This is a genomic window from Dendronalium sp. ChiSLP03b (assembly GCF_034531165.2).
Taxonomy (GTDB): Bacteria; Cyanobacteriota; Cyanobacteriia; order Cyanobacteriales; family Nostocaceae; genus Dendronalium; species Dendronalium minutum.
Map to the genome: position 1 here is coordinate 1 of NZ_JAVRBR020000030.1, position 16,603 is coordinate 16,603.

The 16,603-nt window shown below is 41.3% G+C and carries 6 protein-coding genes and 4 pseudogenes; 4 read left to right on the plus strand and 6 right to left on the minus strand.

Features of this window, described 5'->3' with window-relative positions:
• The 3 genes from RMY31_RS07570 to RMY31_RS07580 form a co-directional block, all read right to left on the minus strand.
• The coding region (locus RMY31_RS07570; protein ID WP_409877592.1) for a type I polyketide synthase at nt 1-1,690 on the minus strand (1,690 nt) is incomplete at its 3' end.
• Nucleotides 1,691-1,782: 92 nt separating this feature from the next.
• Nucleotides 1,783-6,198 carry an acyltransferase domain-containing protein gene (locus RMY31_RS07575; protein ID WP_322664017.1) on the minus strand — a complete coding sequence of 1,472 codons (4,416 nt, stop codon included), beginning with the start codon at nt 6,196-6,198 and terminating at the stop codon, nt 1,783-1,785.
• 308 nt (nt 6,199-6,506) lie between these two features.
• Nucleotides 6,507-6,725: a hypothetical protein gene (locus RMY31_RS07580; protein ID WP_322664015.1), complete on the minus strand. Its 219-nt coding sequence runs from the start codon at nt 6,723-6,725 to the stop codon at nt 6,507-6,509.
• Between the two features lie 676 nt (nt 6,726-7,401).
• Between RMY31_RS07580 and RMY31_RS07585 the strand changes: the two genes are divergently transcribed.
• Nucleotides 7,402-10,224, plus strand: coding sequence for a TonB-dependent siderophore receptor (locus RMY31_RS07585; protein WP_322664013.1), 2,823 nt, complete (start codon nt 7,402-7,404; stop codon nt 10,222-10,224).
• 85 nt (nt 10,225-10,309) lie between these two features.
• Nucleotides 10,310-11,596, plus strand: a complete 1,287-nt coding sequence (locus tag RMY31_RS07590) for an MFS transporter (protein ID WP_409877595.1) — start codon at nt 10,310-10,312, stop codon at nt 11,594-11,596.
• 62 nt (nt 11,597-11,658) lie between these two features.
• On the opposite strand, the pseudogene RMY31_RS07595 reads toward RMY31_RS07590, so the two are convergent.
• Nucleotides 11,659-11,862, minus strand: a pseudogene (locus tag RMY31_RS07595) (ISAzo13-like element transposase-related protein); the annotation flags it as partial.
• A gap of 132 nt (nt 11,863-11,994) precedes the next feature.
• A pseudogene (locus RMY31_RS07600) lies at nt 11,995-12,087 on the minus strand (ISAzo13-like element transposase-related protein); the annotation flags it as partial.
• A gap of 191 nt (nt 12,088-12,278) precedes the next feature.
• On the opposite strand from RMY31_RS07600, the pseudogene RMY31_RS07605 reads away from it, so the two are divergent.
• Nucleotides 12,279-12,589 (plus strand): annotated as a pseudogene (locus RMY31_RS07605) (ISKra4 family transposase); the annotation flags it as partial.
• A 602-nt stretch (nt 12,590-13,191) separates the two neighbouring features.
• On the opposite strand, the gene RMY31_RS07610 reads toward RMY31_RS07605, so the two are convergent.
• Nucleotides 13,192-15,426, minus strand: a complete 2,235-nt coding sequence (locus RMY31_RS07610; RefSeq protein WP_322664009.1) for an AAA family ATPase — start codon at nt 15,424-15,426, stop codon at nt 13,192-13,194.
• Between the two features lie 201 nt (nt 15,427-15,627).
• On the opposite strand from RMY31_RS07610, the pseudogene RMY31_RS07615 reads away from it, so the two are divergent.
• A pseudogene (locus tag RMY31_RS07615) lies at nt 15,628-16,434 on the plus strand (ParA family protein).
• Nucleotides 16,435-16,603: the final 169 nt, after the last annotated feature.

Consider the following 16,603-nt stretch of genomic DNA (forward strand, 5'->3'; position numbering starts at 1 on the left):
TTCTGTTGCGTGGATTATCGCTATTTACTGATGCATCAAAAGCTGAGGCTTGCAACTGTTGGCGTAAAGACAATAAAGAATCAGCAACTATCGCTAAACGGTACTCAAAATGCGATCGCCCTGTATTTGCTGTAAAACAAATATCTGCTAATGACTCTGAAGGGTTGGCTGTTAAGTGATGGAAGTAGCGTTTAGCCAATTCTTGTAAAGCGATTTCATTCTTGGCAGACAAGGTGAGAATATGCAACGGACGCTCAAAAGGCTCAGTTGCCATACGATGCTGATTCTCTAGTTCTCCTGCTTCTTCTAATACCACATGGGCGTTAGTGCCACTCATCCCGAACGAACTAACTCCCGCAAAACGCCGTTGTCCATCTATTGAAGACCAGGGGGTTAACTCGGTTGGAATCACAACGGGAAGTTCTTCCCAGGCAATGACAGGATTTAGCTTTTTCAAATGCAGATGAGGCGGGATTTCCCTGTGTTGCATTGCTAGTACGACTTTGATTAGACCAGCTATCCCGGCTGCTGCTTCTAAATGACCAATGTTAGTCTTTACGGAACCTAATACTAAGGGCTGATTTGGCGATCGCTTTTTGCCTAAGACGTTTGCTAAAGCTTCAACTTCTATGGGATCTCCCAATGCTGTGCCTGTGCCGTGGACTTCTACATAACTGACTTGTGCGGGTTCTACCCGACCATTAGCAAGGGCAGCGTTAATCAGTTTTTCCTGAGCTAATCCATTGGGAACTGTCAGCCCACTGCTACGACCATCATGGTTAATTGCCGTGCCTCGAATCACAGCTAGGATGTTGTCATTATCTGCTATGGCATCGGTAAGACGTTTAAGGACTACTACCCCACAACCCTCTCCCCGTCCATAGCCATTGGCTTCGGCATCAAAAGTTTTACAGTAACCATCAGGGGACAAAGCCTGCATTCTACAGAGAACAATGTTTAAATTCTCTGATAACATCAGGTGTACCCCACCAGCTAAGGCAAGGCGGCACTCTCCGTTACGCAGGCTTTGACAAGCTAGGTGAACTGCTACCAAGGATGACGAACAGGCTGTATCTACAGCTAAGGTAGGCCCCTGTAAACCCAGAAAGTAAGATAAGCGACCTGCTGCGACGCTGGCAGTATTGCCTGTGAAAGTATAGGCATTCAAGTTAGTGGCATCGCCGGACATCAGCTGAAGTTGTTTGTAGTCATCGCTATTTATGCCTACAAACACGCCACTACTGCTGTTATGCAGTTTATCTGGTGCTTGAGCTGCATTCTCCAGAGCTTCCCAACTCACTTCCAGTAACAGCCGTTGCTGGGGATCTAAACTGACAACTTCACGGGGAGCAATTCCAAAAAAGGAAGCATCAAACTCATCTACTTGTTCCAAAAATCCCCCTCGACGGGTATAAATCTTCCCGGCACTTGCAGGATTTGGATCGTAATGGATATTTAAATCCCACCTGTTTGATGGTACTTCCTTAATAGCATCTACTCCATCTTTGCATAGTTGCCAGAAAGATTCTAAATTGGCTCCTCCCGGAAATCGACACGCCATGCCAACGATCGCGATTGGCTCAGTTTGCCTTCGCTCCATAGCCTCAAGCTTAGATTGCATTTCTTCTAATTTGAGAAATGCTTGTTTCAGTGGAGATAAATGTGAGAAGCGTTCTGAAATCTGATCCATCTCAAGTTTGCTGCTAATTATTAATACACATCAGGTCATTTTTGAATTTATCAGAATTATATAAATGTCTAAATTTGTGATTTTTATCTATCTTAAATAGATTGCAGTTTTTTGAGTAATAACTCTTCCATTTCTTCTTCGGAAAAGTCTTCTAGCATGGTAGCAGTTACCTCCAAATTATTTTCATTTTGACGCAAAAAATTATCAGATTTTTCTGAAACAGAAAATACTTCTTGGGCAAAATATCCAGCTAGAGCCTCAATAGTTGGATAATTAAAAGCCATAGTTGCAGAAAGAGAATGTCCGAGACTAGTTTTTAATCTGTCTCTTAATTGCACAACCATTAAAGAATCCATACCCATTGCAAAAAAGCCGATTTTTGTATCTGGTAGTTGTCCAGAACTCAAACCCAAAATTTTTGCGACTTCTGTTTGAATATGGGTAATTAAAAAAGTTAAGCAATCGCTTTCTGAAAGTACCTGCAACTGTGGTAATTTAGAAATTTGTTGCTGTTGGGGGACGATTTCTTGTACTGTGGGCAGAGGATGTGTTTCCTCAAACCAATATCGTTGTTCTTGCCAAGGGTATGAGGGTGGACGAATATAGTGTCCTGGAGTTGGATAGAGTTGCAACCAGTTAACTGGTAGTCCTAATGTATAAAGTTGTCCAAGAGATTTCAGCATCACCGTGCGATCGCTTTGGCTAAAGTGCAGGGAGGGAAGCGCGATCGCTTTTTTCTCTGGGACACACTGAATAATAGATTGAGCAAGAACTGGATGAGGTGCAATCTCAACAAAGATGTCATAACCCTCGTTGGCGATCGCGCCGATTGCTTGTGCAAAACGTACTGGTTCTTTGATGTTCCGACTCCAGTAGCTAGCATCAAAGTCACCAATTTTGTAAGCACTTCCTGTCACTGTTGAAAAGATAGGAATTGATGGCTCTTTAGGTTTAATTCCTTGGAGAAGAAAGGTTAATTCCTCCTGAACAGTAGCTTGTTGCATCTGTTGGCTGCGGTGAAAAACTATCTGCACAGCATCTGCAAGAGTCAGGATATCGGCTACATAAGCCGCAGCTACTTCTCCCAAACTATGGCCTACGACTGCTTTAGGAATAATTCCCCAAGAACGCCATAAGGCGGCTAAAGCAACTTGAACGGTAAAAATTGCTGGTTGTGCGTATGCTGTTTCTCCTAAACGAGACTCATCTTCTGATTTTTGTATCTCCTCCAATACAGACCAATTGAGATAGCGCCGGAACTCGCGATCGCACTCTTGGCAGACAGCTTGAAACACACTTTCGCCAAGCAATTCCTGTCCCATAGTCGGCCATTGAGAACCTTGACCGGAAAACACAAAAACTACAGATGTATCTTGTCGCCGACGATTCTCCCAAATAAAGTCGCTAGTGCCATCTAAATTGTCTTGTGCAAACAAATTCAGGTATTGTTTTAACTCCTCAATGGATGTGATCGCTACAGCTAATCTTTGGTTAAGATGACTCCATCGGCGGCTGGCACTGTAACAAAGGTCATTAAGAAATATCTGAGTTTGTTCAGTTAATTGAATATATAGCTTTTTACTTAAATCTTTAAGTGCTGCGGGATTTTGAGCTGAGAGTGGAAAAATCTGAACTTGAGGCTGACTCGTGAGTAAAGAGTTCTGAGAATCTATAATCTTTGTCTCAAAATGTTGATTGTAAACATGATGCCAACGGATAGATTTTCCTAGCGTATATAACTGACCGAGAGATTGTAAAATCACATATCGGTCTTCTTTGCCCCTGCGTAAGGACTCCAGCACTATGCCTTCTTGACCATAATGTTGTAAGGTTTGTTGAATCGCTGGCACCAGAATCGGATGTGGACTTACCTCCAAAAAAGTGTCAAAGTCTTTTGTTAACAAATAAGCTATGGCTTGAGAAAATAGTACTGGTTTTTTCAGTAAACCTGCCCAGTAAGATGCGTCAAATTGCTGCCCATTCAATGGAGTACCAGTCAATGTTGAAATCATCAAAGTCTCACTTGGTTGAGGTTTGATATCCTGAAGAATTTCCAACAACGGAACATGTAAAGATTCCATCTGTGGAGTATGAACGGCAATATTCGTCTTGACTAGTCGTCCAAAAATATTATCGCGTCGTAGTTGCGCTAATAATGTTTCTAATGCTGCTTGGTTACCGGAAAGTACAGTTGAAATAGGGCTGTTGTAAATAGCTGGGTAAACACTGCCTTCATAAGACAAGGTGGCTGCTTTGGCTTTTTCCCAAGGAAGTCCTACAAGTGCCATTGCTCCCGAACCACTCAAAATAGCAGTATTATGGCTGAGATGATAAATAATCCGCACTGCATCAGACAAGTTGAGAATACCAGCTACATGAGCAGCTGCAACTTCTCCTATACTGTGACCGACAACAACATCAGGTTCAATACCCCAGTGTTTCCATAAAGATGCTAGAGCAACTTCAATGGCAAAGAGAATCGGCCACATCACATCAATTTCATGCAGCCGAGATTTTTCCTCAACCCAGACGGTGAGTTCTTCCAGCAAAGACCAATCTACATATTGCTGCATTAAGCGATTGCACTGTTCTAGAGTCGCCCTAAATACAGGTTCGCTCTCTAACAACTGCTTGCCCATACCGAACCATTGAGATCCTTGACCCGAAAACACAAATACAATCGGGCGATCGCGAATTTCAGTACTTTTGTATAATCTTGTACAATTTTTTCCTTGAAGAAAATTCTCTAAATATTCTGCGGCTCTGGTGTGGGAATCAACAACCATAGCTAGTTTGTGACTTCCATCAAGCTGATGACCAGTTATGAGTTCCTTTAATCCCAATTCAGGAGTTTGTAATTTAACTTTTAATTCCTGGCAGAGGGACTGAAGTGTTTGTTCACTATTTGCCGCTAGAGGAACTAGTAAGGGAAAACGAGAATGTCGTGATGAGATATTGAGCAATTCTTGAACTACAACATGGCAGTTAGTTCCTCCAAAACCAAAGGAACTTACTCCAGCCAAAGCTGGCTCTTCTGGATAAGGCCAGCTAGTTAAAGAGGTTTGTACTTGTAGATGTAGTTCGTTAAAAGGAATTTCGGGATTGGGTTGGTGAAAGTGAAGGTTAGATGGAATTTGGCGGTGTTGAATTGCTAGAACAACTTTGATGAGTCCAGCTATACCCGCAGCAGCTTCGAGGTGTCCGATGTTGGTTTTGACAGAACCCAGAATTAACGGACGATCTGTGGGGCGATCGCTACTCAAAACTGCGCCTAATGCTTTAGCTTCTATAGGATCTCCTAGTTTTGTCCCGGTACCGTGGGCTTCAATATAATGTACCTGATTGGGGTTAATTCCAGCTTGCTCGTATGCATCTCGCAATAAAGCTTCTTGAGCTTTGGGATTGGGAGCAGTCAAACCATTACTGAAACCATCGTTGTTGACTGCACTACCTCTAATCACACAATAAATGGGATCGCCCGCAGCTAATGCTAAGGAAAGAGGTTTTAGGACAACTATCCCTGCACCTTCACCTCTAACGTAACCATCGGCATTAGTGTCAAAAGTTTTACACCTACCTTCAGCAGATAAACCTCCAAACTTGGACATGACTGAAGTACTATTAGGGTCAATCGTTAAGTTGACACCTCCAGCCAGTGCAAGGGTAGATTCCCCTGAGCGTAGACTTTGACAAGCTAGGTGAACAGCTACTAAGGAGGATGAACAAGCTGTATTTACCGTTAGACTTGCTCCTTGGAAACCAAAAATATAGGAAATACGATTGGCAATGATGCCTAAATCTTGACCTGTGGCTGTATGTTGAGCAATTAATCCTGTTTGTCTGATGAGATTTGCATAGTCAGCCCACATTGCTCCCACAAAAACACCGGTACGACTTCCTCTGAGGGTTTCAACTGGCAGGCCAGTATCTGCTAATGCTTCCCAAGATAGTTTCAACATCAAACGCTGTTGGGGATCGATCTGAATGGCTTCTCTTGGAGATATGCCGAAGAAATCGGGATCGAATTTGTCGATTTCGTCTAAAAACCCACCCCAACGGGTATCATCATTGGAGAAACCATCTTTGCGCCAACGTTCGGCAGGCACCTCGCTGATGGTATCTACTTCATCTTTGAGCAACTGCCAAAAGGCAGCGGTGTTTTGAACGCGGGGAAAGCGGCAGGCAATACCAATAATTGCAATTGGTTCAGTGGCTAATTTCTGAGATTTGCGGGTATTGTTATTGCTAATTAGCTGGCGATTTGGAGTCCCTGCAAGATAAGTAGCCAAGGCTCTAATATTGGGATACTCCCAGATGAGAGTAGGAGATAACTGACACCCTAACTCTGTAGCTAAGTTTTCAATCAGATTAGTTGCTCTAACTGAATCAAGTCCATAATCGCTAAAGCGACTCTCAAGGTCAATATTTTGGGGAGTAGTTTCCAGTAGAGATGCTAGATGCGAAACTAACCAACCTTGAATAGATTGTAAACTTTTCTCAAACATCATTTTGTATCTTTAGAATCAAAAGACGTTTGAGAAATGCTACTTTCAGCTGCTTGTCAGTGAAAATGCTTTCTTGACGCTTTCGATTTATTTAAATTAGTGAATTCTTCACGCAGTTACTGAAGTTATAGCAGGAGGCAGGAGGTAAAAGTATTATTTCAAAATCTCCTGACCTGTATGACTACGGCTATGGTTCTAATATTTCTTTTCAGCCAATGCTGATTATGCAAATACCGAAAGCTAGAAGCGAACTACAAGTTTAGGCTCTGGCGATCGCATCGTTCAACAAATCTAGCTTCTGCCTCGCAGTTCTATACTTGCATAACATAGTTGCACTCTCTGATTTTGATGTGGCTGCGATCGCTTAAAACTCTACGATCTAATAGGCGATCGTCAACTTGACTGCATTGCAGATTTGAATCAGCGATATATCCTGATGAGTTTCTAGCTTCATCTTGATTCCCAACTGGTGTTTTGATAGAAGAACAGTTATGGGATTTTTTATGAGCGCTCTCTGTTTGTTGACACATATTACGGCTCAAGCTTTAGATACACTCTGGGAACACACTCTATAAACTTTCGATAGCGACTGCCTGTGATACATTCGACTCTTCATAAGGCATCAATGATTTGTTAATGCCTCAATGGAAGAAGTCTTAGCATTGCCTGATACCAAGCAATTGCAAGCTTGGAAAGACAAAATTTATACATTTATATTGCAAGTTATTTTCAATTAACCTCCATCTAACTTTAATGGGAACTAGTTGCATTTAGCAATAGAGTATTTATAAAAAATCAATATAAACGTATTTCAAGTATATTTTTTTTACTTATGGTATAAAATTTAATGTCTAAAATATAACCATTTTATGATATTTTCTTTGACTGACAGAATAAAAAAGCAAAGTGTTCTAAAATTTTAAGTACAAAACTATTAAAGCACTGATTTAAAAGGGTTTTTTACTATATTTGATTAATTGAAGTACTAAAAATAACTTACAATTTGGGTCTTAATACCGAAAATATCTACTTGTCAACGAACTTATGACAGAAAATAATTAAGTATTCTCAACAAATCTGGCTTGTTTGTAAAACTTGTTTGCAATAAAATTATTTAACTTGCAAAGTAAACGCTAATAACTTTCAATTATTTGAAGTCGTGTCATTAACCAAAAGCGAATGATGCGATGGAGCATGAGGAAAATAATGAAACCAGAGCAATTCGTTCACAGCTTTTTGTTCACAGTCTCAGTTGTCATGTTAATTGCAACTCCTGCCCAAGGAGAGCAGATAACAGATAAAGATGTAAAATCCTCTTTTTCACATACTGAAACTGGTGAGAGTTCCAATCAACCATTACCCCTACTTTCTAAAAACCAGGCTGTAGAACCGATTAGAAAAATTCGGCAACTGAGTGAGATAATCCAACCGCTGACCAATGCCCAAATGTTGGTACAGCCGTCTACACTTAGTCAAGCAGGTTCATCAGAAGTCATACAAATAACTGGTGTCCGGGTTAATCCTACTGATAAAGGTGTAGAGATAACTTTAGAAACTTCTTCAGGAGATAAGTTACAAGTATCGCCGAAAAGCGAAGGTAATACATATATTGCCGACATTCCCAATGCTCAACTAAGGTTAGCTAAGGGTGATGCATTCCGCCAGGAAAATCCAGTTGCAGGAATTACTGAAATCACGGTTAGTAACCAAGATGCGAATACTATCCGGGTGGCGGTAATAGGTGAGGCGGGTTTGCCACAAGTCGAATTATTTGACAGTGATGAGGGTTTAATTTTTGGCTTTGTAACAGCACCAGCTTCTACTGCTTCTCCACAGGAATCAGGAACAGCACAAACACCTGAAGCACAGCCACAACAGGAACCAGGAACAGCACAAACGCCTGAAGCACAGCCACAACAAGAGCCAGAAACAGCACAAACGCCTCCGTCTCAACAACCATCAGAAGGTGAAACTCAACCAGAACAACCAACCGCTGAGACTAATGAGCCAATTGAACTAGTGGTGACTGGCGAGCAAGATGGATATAGCGCACCCAACGCTACCACTGGTACTAGAACCGACACTCGCGTCTTCGATATTCCTCAATCAGTTCAAGTTGTGCCTGAAAAGGTGATTGAGGATCAACAAGTGATTCGGTTAGATGAGGCCTTAAACAATGTTAGTAATGTTATTTCTGGCGGTTTTGATACTGGCTCGGAAGCTAGATACACTATTCGGGGTTTTGATAATGCTCCTGTCTTGATTGATGGTTTCAGGCAATACGATTATCAAGAGGTTCCAGAAACAGCAAATATAGAGCGTATCGAAGTTCTCAAAGGCCCGGCTTCAGTTCTGTATGGAGAAATTCAGCCGGGTGGGATAATTAATGTTGTTACCAAAAAGCCTTTGTCAGAACCTTTTTATGAGGCAGAATTACAGTTTGGCAACTATGGTTTGATTCGACCGCGGATCGATCTTTCTGGGCCGTTGAGTACGGACGGAAAAGAGTTTTATCGATTGAATCTGGCGTATCTAAATAGTGATGGTTTTCGAGATTTTGACCAGAATTTTGAGCAATTCTTTCTCGCACCTGCTTTAACTTGGAAATTCAGCGATCGCACAAATCTAACCGTTGATTTGCAGTATTCATACCGCAGACGACCACAAGATACCGGTCTGGTTGCTGTGGAGGATAGAGTAATCGATCTGCCTCGCGATCGCGTTCTCAATGAACCAGACGATTATATTGAGCGTAATTTCGTCAATACCGGATATAGTTTAGAACATCGTTTTAACGACAACTGGACAATACGCAATGCATTTCGATATGCAACAAGTAATGTCTTTAGCGATCGATTGACGATTCCAATTGCCTTTGATGAGGCCACTGGCGATCTCACTCGTGTCTACGCTTATGATGATTTTAATTCGGATGACTATTCCCTACAAACAAATGTAGTTGGTAAATTTGCTACAGGTTCGGTGAAGCATACTCTGTTGTTTGGTGTTGATTTAAATCGAAACAACTCTACTAGTTATGCGAGAGCGGATTTCTCTAACCCGGTATCAATTAATGTCTTCGATCCGGTTTACGACAGTTCTCCAAGACCCGATCTAAACGATTTGCTCTTCGATAGTAAATCTACAACAAATAGGTTTGGCATTTATTTCCAAGATGAGATTGCCTTTTTTGACAATTTCAAATTACTGGCGGGTTTGCGCTATGAAACCGTAAATCAAAAAGTACAAAATGAGCCAGCATTTTTTAATTCTGGTGATGACACAAGTCAATACAATGATGCTTTGACTCCGCGCATTGGAGTTGTTTATCAACCGATTAAAGAAGTTTCCCTTTACGCTAGCTATTCCCAATCATTTAATCCCAACGTTGATAATTTCAGTGTTGATGGAGGGCTACTCGAACCGGAACGCGGTAGAGGTTATGAAATCGGAATTAAAACTGAATTAGCAGAAGGTAGAATTTTTGCTAGCTTGGCATATTTTGACATTACCAAAACTAATGTTGCTACAGAAGATCCGAATTTTCCTGGGTTAGGTTTTTCAGTGGCAACAGGCGAACAGCGAAGTAGAGGATTTGAATTCGATATTAGCGGGCAAATTTTACCAGGATGGAATATTATTGCCTCCTATGCCTACACAGATGCCGAAGTCACAGATGACACCGATCTATCTATTGTTGGCAATACACTTACAGGTGTTCCCAGAAATAGCGCTAGTTTGTGGACGACCTATGAGTTACAAAGTGGTAGTTTGCAAGGTTTAGGCTTTGGGGTGGGATTTAATTTTGTCGGCGAACGTAAAGGAGACTTGCAAAACACTTTTAACCTAGACAGTTACTTTCTCACCAATGCAGCTATCTTTTACCGTCGAGACAATTGGCGGTTTGCTCTCAACTTCAAGAATATTTTTGATGTCAATCATATCACTGGCGTGCCTTTCAGCAGAATCAGTGGTATCTACCCAGGGGAGCCTTTTACTGTGATTGGTTCAATTTCAGTGCAGTTTTAGCCAGAACTCTCCCCCAACAAAAAGTTGCACTCAACATTACAGGACTTTGTCTGTTGTGATTAGCATTAAAAGCCTAAACAAACTTGTGTTGCTCGGTAGTTTGTATCTATCACAGTTCATGCCATTTTGGTTTTTATACCAGGCTCTACCTGTGTTCATGCGTCAAAAGGGGCTTTCTCTAGAAGCGATTAGTGTACTGCCATTGCTTTCTCTTCCCATCACTTTGAAATTTCTTTGGTCGCCCTTGATTGACCGCTATGGATTTACACGCTGGGGACACTATCGCTTCTGGATTATTTGTTTTCAACTGCTGATTGCTTGTATCACAGCTGTTAGTGCTTGGCTCGATGTTGAACGCAACTTTAATGCGTTGCTGGTCTGTATGACAATTATATGTCTATCTAGTGCCAGCCAAGATATTGCTACCGATGCCCTTGCTGTGGGATTACTAGAGCCTCACGAACGAGGTTTGGGGAATGCAGTGCAAAGTGCAGGTGGATCTCTTGGTGCAGCTATCGGTGGGGGAGGAATGCTAGTTTTGCTGAATTATTGGGGGTGGACTGCCAGTCTACAAATTTTGGCAGTGATGATGTTTGTCGCACTGATACCACTTTTTTGGCATCAAGAGCAGGTAAAGAACAAACAGGTTGCATTAGATAGTGTCACAAATGAGCAATACACGAATCTCACAGATCGGGTATCTACTTCATCTACATCTGCTACAAAGTCTATTACCAACCGTAGTACCACCTTTCTATTCCCTATTTCTTATTTGAAGACATTCATCAACTTTTGCACTAGCCCAGGTATAGGAAACTGGTTGCTACTGTTACTGTTGTATTCAGCAAGCAGCAGTATGGCAGCTACTATGTTTCGTCCTCTGCTAGTAGATATTGGGCTTTCTCTAGCAGATATTGGTTGGCTGATGGGAATTGTAAATACTGTTGCTGCGATACTGGGCGGGATTACCGCAGGTTTTTTGATTGCCCCTTGGGGAAGGAAGCGATCGCTAACTATATTTAGTTTGCTGTGGGCGATGAGTATAGCTGCTTATCTACTTCCAGCATTTGGCGTGACTAGTTTATCTGCTCTTTATCTTGTGGTAATTGGCACAGAGTTTGCTGGTGGAATGATTGGCACAACTACATTCACCATCATGATGGATAAAGCCAGACCAGAATCGCCCGGTACTGATTATACTATCCAAACATCAGTCGGTGTCTTTGGTAGTATTGCTGGAGCTGCACTCAGTGGTGTTCTTGCCCAGGCAACTGGTTATAGGGGAGTCTTTGCAATCAGTTTGGCGATCGCCATAATTAGCGTCTTAATGATTTCCAAATTCTTTAACTTCAAAAGCCAACCAAAAGGTTAAAGTAGTTATAATCCCCCCTAGGTGGATGCCTAATAGGAGTTATGTAAAAATAACTTGAACAATTATGTAGCTGGTTTTGGTTTGATAATATAATTCCACTCACCATGAAAAGAATTTCGCTCAATTTCAATGGTATTAAATTCTTGGTCTGTAACTTTGATTCCCGTTTTGTAGAGATTTTGATCTAATCGAGCTTCAACTTCTAATCCCTGTGTGGTAGTAGTATTGCGAATCAAATTAATCACAACTTGCAAGCTAGTCAATGGTCCAGGGCAAACGCATCTAAAGTATAAGAATCCTTTAATGGCAAGGGTTTGGGCGTTTTATAATTGAGTCTCTTTTTTCATCAATATCCTTGTCCCGCAAGGGTTTCAGGTTTTACGTGCGTTTGCCCTGGTCAATGGTCTACCTCGCCAGTTTTGAGTAATGTGACAAAATAAGCGATGCTCAATCTTATTCCATTTACTTGTACCTGGAGGAAAATGGCAAAGACTTTTTGCAGATATTTTTGGAAATAATTGTCCAATGAATTGCTACTAATCTTTTTGAGATATCTCATCAAGATAAATTATTCTGTAAACTAATATTTTTTACTGTAAATAAAATCACCCTGTACTTAAATATAATTTTTAGCGAGCGCACGTTTTTTATCCGACCTCACCAAATCGCGTTGCTCCCGTTTAAAATGGTGCGGGAGTTTGAAACCTACATTGCCAACAATGGGTCTTATATCCCCAATTATGGAGAACGTTGGCGAAATGGTGAAGCTATTGCTACTGGATTCGTAGAATCAACGGTTAATCAAGTATTAGCAAACGATTTGTCAAAAAACAGCAGATGCGCTGGACTCCTAAAGGTGTTCATCTTCTGCTCCAGGCGAGAATGTTAGTTCTCAATGAAGAGTTAGAGAGCAAATTCCAGCAATGGTATCCTGGTTTTAAAGTCAATAGCCAGCAAAACCAGCAAGTACCTCATATCGCTAATTTTACGTAAATAATTGTTATTTAAATTACTTGTGAGTGACGATTATCCGTAAAAAGCTGGACTGTTTTTTATGTCTTGGTGCTTACCAACTTTGGGTAAAAGTTGGCATTTGACAGCAGAGTAACATTGATTTTTTAGGGGTTTTGGGCAGGGCGAACGCACGGTATTTCTAAAACCCTTGCAGGATAAGGATATTGACGAAAAAATAGGCTAACTTTAAAAACGCCAAAACCCTTGCTATTAAAGGATTCTTATACTTTAGATGCGTTTGCCCTGGGGTTTTGGGCATGAAGAAAGAAACTATTCAATCATCGAAAGTTGGTAAAAGTCAAAATTAATAACATAAATTTCCCAAAAACAGCCGCGAACGCTAGGAACTAACAGTTGCTAAATACCGGATATATCAAGGATTACAGCAATTATGTAGTCAAGAAGCAAAATATCAAGCGACCATTTGAAGTATCAATCTTTCTAACTACCAAAATCTATAAAATCTAGAATTAGCAAGGGCTTTCAGACGCTATTTCCGAATTTGCAGACATCTCGGCTCCATGCCATTATAAGCTTTGAAGTGAATTTATCATAGTACATTAATACTACTAAATAATCTATTATTGCTTACTGTTATCAGTACTACCTACTTGCACAAAAGCAACAGTACTTTCCCAATCAACAGTTTGATTAAGTAAATGTCGAGTAGATAACTCCTTGAAAGCTTGTATTTCCTTTTTAGTTAGATTCTGTGCAAGACGGTCTGCGTAACTTGGTCGATTGATACCAACATTAAACAAACGGTTAAGAAAAGTGGTTGTAATATGCAATTGCGTTAAATTCTGCTCAAGAATCACTTTTACCGCTATCCCTGCCGACTCAAAACAGGAGCGTAAATCATCTGCATCCCAGTTGAGCATTGGGTCTTTTTGCTCGGCATAAATTGCTTCTTCCGCTACGACTAATCGCTCATACAATTGGGCATCCAAGCAGTGCGGTTTGAGCAAGTGATAAAACCTTTGAGTATGACGCGGCACTGTTTCTGCTAATACAAGCTTTCCTGACTGGGGTGTTAATTTAGCTAAAATTTGGGCAGCGATCGCTTTATCAGGCTCAGACATCAGTGCATTGCGTCCGATTATACAGTCAAATTGCACATCCAATGCAGTAGAAGTTAAAACAGCAGGCAACTCGGTGATTGTTGCAGTTAGAATTATTGGACGCATCATTTCTGTTAGTGCTGCTGCTTGTTGGGTTAGAGCATTAGTATCACCAAGAGTGCGAACACAAGTATAAACTCCGCCTTCTGGAACTTGCCGTATTGCTTCCCAAGTAAGTAAACCAGTTCCAGCATTCAGATCCAGTACCAGATGATGACGTTGCAATTGAGCTAAATCAAAAATGCGCTCGCGTACTGTTGCTAACTGTGTACCTACCTGAGAGAGGGTACGTTGTAACCAGCGTTCGGAATTTCGGTCAGCGCTTCCATAAGTGAGTATTTCTAAGGGAGCAACACCTATACCTTCTACTAATGCAGCCAGTTGAGCTTCCCGATGGCGTGCTACCTGTGTACTAATTTCTTTTTCTCGACCTTGCTGTGATGGCTGGTAAAATACTTGCCCTTGTAAGCTGCTTGGTAGGTATTGCTGTGCTACCCAATGGTCGCGGTAAGCATGAGGATAAAGATAGCCCGCTCCATGCCCAAAACCCTTTTTGTCACGATTGGCATCTTTTAAATGAGTGGGAACTTCTGCTTCTTTTTCCTGTTCAACCGCAGCCAACGCATCAAAAAATCCCATAAGACTATTGGATTTTGGTGCTGTTGCCAAATAAAGTACTGCCTGCCCCAAGTGATAACGCCCTTCAGGCATCCCTACACGGTCAAAAGCTTCAGCACAAGCATTAACTACCACTACAGCATTCGGGTCAGCTAGTCCGACATCTTCACTAGCAAGAATTAACATCCGCCGAAAGATAAAACGTGAGTCTTCGCCTGCATAGACCATTTTCGCTAGCCAGTACAAGGCTGCATCCGGGTCGGAGCCGCGTAAGCTTTTAATGAAGGCGCTGATCGTATCAAAATGGACATCACCTTCTTTATCGTATAGAACAGCGCGTTGTTGAATTGATTCTTCTGCTACTGCCAAGGTAATGTGAATTGCTCCATTGGTATTGGCTGGTGTTGTCTCCACTGCTAATTCCAGAGCATTCAATAATGAACGAGCATCACCGTTAGCAACATTGACCAAATGAGCTAGAGCATCTACTTCAATCTCCACTTTCAGCTTGCCATAACCGCGTTCTGAATCAGCCAGTGTTTGCTCAACAATCCGATACAAATCTTGTTCGTTTAATTGCTGAAGCTGGAAAATACGCGAACGGCTGACAAGTGCTTTATTAACTTCAAAATAGGGATTTTCTGTGGTTGCGCCGATTAGAATAACTGTGCCATTTTCTACCCAAGGCAACAGAGCATCCTGTTGAGACTTGTTGAAACGATGAACTTCATCGACAAATAAAATAGTTCGTTGATTATAAAACTGACGCTGTTGAGTAGCTGTTTCAATTGCCGCTCGAATTTCTTTGACCCCAGAGAGTACCGCGTTGATAGCAATGAAATGAGCGCGGGTAGTATTCGCAATTACACGCGCCAGTGTTGTTTTACCTGTACCTGGTGGTCCGTAGAAAATTAAGGAAGATAACTGGTCTAAACTAATGGCACGTCGTAGCAGTCGTCCTGGGGCAATGATATGGTCTTGACCTACAAATTCATCAAGTGTCAAGGGACGCATTCGAGCAGCAAGCGGCGCTTCTTTTTCTGTTACCTTTTCGAGATGCTGGTCAAATAAATCCATATAGTAGTGCTCTGAATAATCCTCTTTTCTCTAGCTAGCTCTTAATGTTCGCTGTCTAATAAGTCTTTTACTCAAAGCATTACTTTGAGTAAAAATTAAAAACATGATATAACATTATCTCAAAATTCTTTGAGCAAACTGATATAACGTTATCTCATGAACTGAAGTATGAAATAAAGTTTTTTCAAAAAGAGAAATATTATGCCTGCCAATTTAATACTTTCGATTGAAACAAACGCTGGAGGAGTAGCTAAAAGTACCATTTCGTACAATCTTGCTTATGAATTAGGTGTTCGTGGCTATTCAGTCGCACTCCTAGACATTGACCCTAACGAATCGTTGACATTATTCTGTGGGTTAGGAGAAGCTAAAGCACCAGGAACGATGGCCAATGTTTACGATCCAGACTTCAAGGGAGACTGGCCTTTAGTTACAGCTTGGCAAGGTAAGATTGACAAAATCCAAGTTTGTAAGGGTGGAAAAGAATTGCATGAGACAATTTGAGCAGTTTCAAAAGATTTGCGTGGAGCTTATACTCTTGCAGATCGGTTGAGTGATTACCCCTTAGATCGCGATTTCATAATTATCGATTGTCCTGCTACACTGGAGCCTTTACCACTAACTGCTCTTGCCGCCTCTAGCCATGTATTAATTCCAATTCAACCTGAATATAAAGCTTCTCAGAGCGCTGCCGCAATGATTGAGTGGTACTATTTCAATTGCAAGCGACTGAGATTGAAGCCAACTCCAAAGATCTTAGGTATAGTTCCCACTCGTTGGAAAAGTGATTGGGGAGCGCATAGAAGTATTGTTGAGGAACTTCCTTTAGTCTGTAAAAATTTAGGAATTCAGTATTTTAGCCCAATTCGGGAATCAGCAGATATTCTTAATGCTTCTGGTAGAGGTCTACCTTTAGGAATTTATAGACCAGGCAGAGAAGCAAGAGCAGATTTTGTACAAATTGTTGATGCACTAGTTCAAGAACTTAAGGTATTGAGGGGTCAGTAAATGGCGAAAACAAATAAACCGAGTGTGCTCCCTAGCTGTCTAACTGGTATACAAAGCAGATAAGCTGATATTGCACCTACTAGCAGTAACAAATTAGTGATAGTCAAATTGCCTCGCCATCGCCCACAAAGAAAGTTCAGTAATGCCAAACGAATAATTTTAGAATGTT

Bases quoted from the DNA above. Each gene is read 5' to 3' on its own strand.
- RMY31_RS07575 (WP_322664017.1), bottom strand. From the start codon at position 6,198: ATGATGTTTGAGAAAAGTTTACAATCTATTCAAGGTTGGTTAGTTTCG.
- RMY31_RS07580 (WP_322664015.1), bottom strand. From the start codon at position 6,725: ATGTGTCAACAAACAGAGAGCGCTCATAAAAAATCCCATAACTGTTCT.
- RMY31_RS07585 (WP_322664013.1), top strand. From the start codon at position 7,402: ATGAAACCAGAGCAATTCGTTCACAGCTTTTTGTTCACAGTCTCAGTT.
- RMY31_RS07610 (WP_322664009.1), bottom strand. From the start codon at position 15,426: ATGGATTTATTTGACCAGCATCTCGAAAAGGTAACAGAAAAAGAAGCG.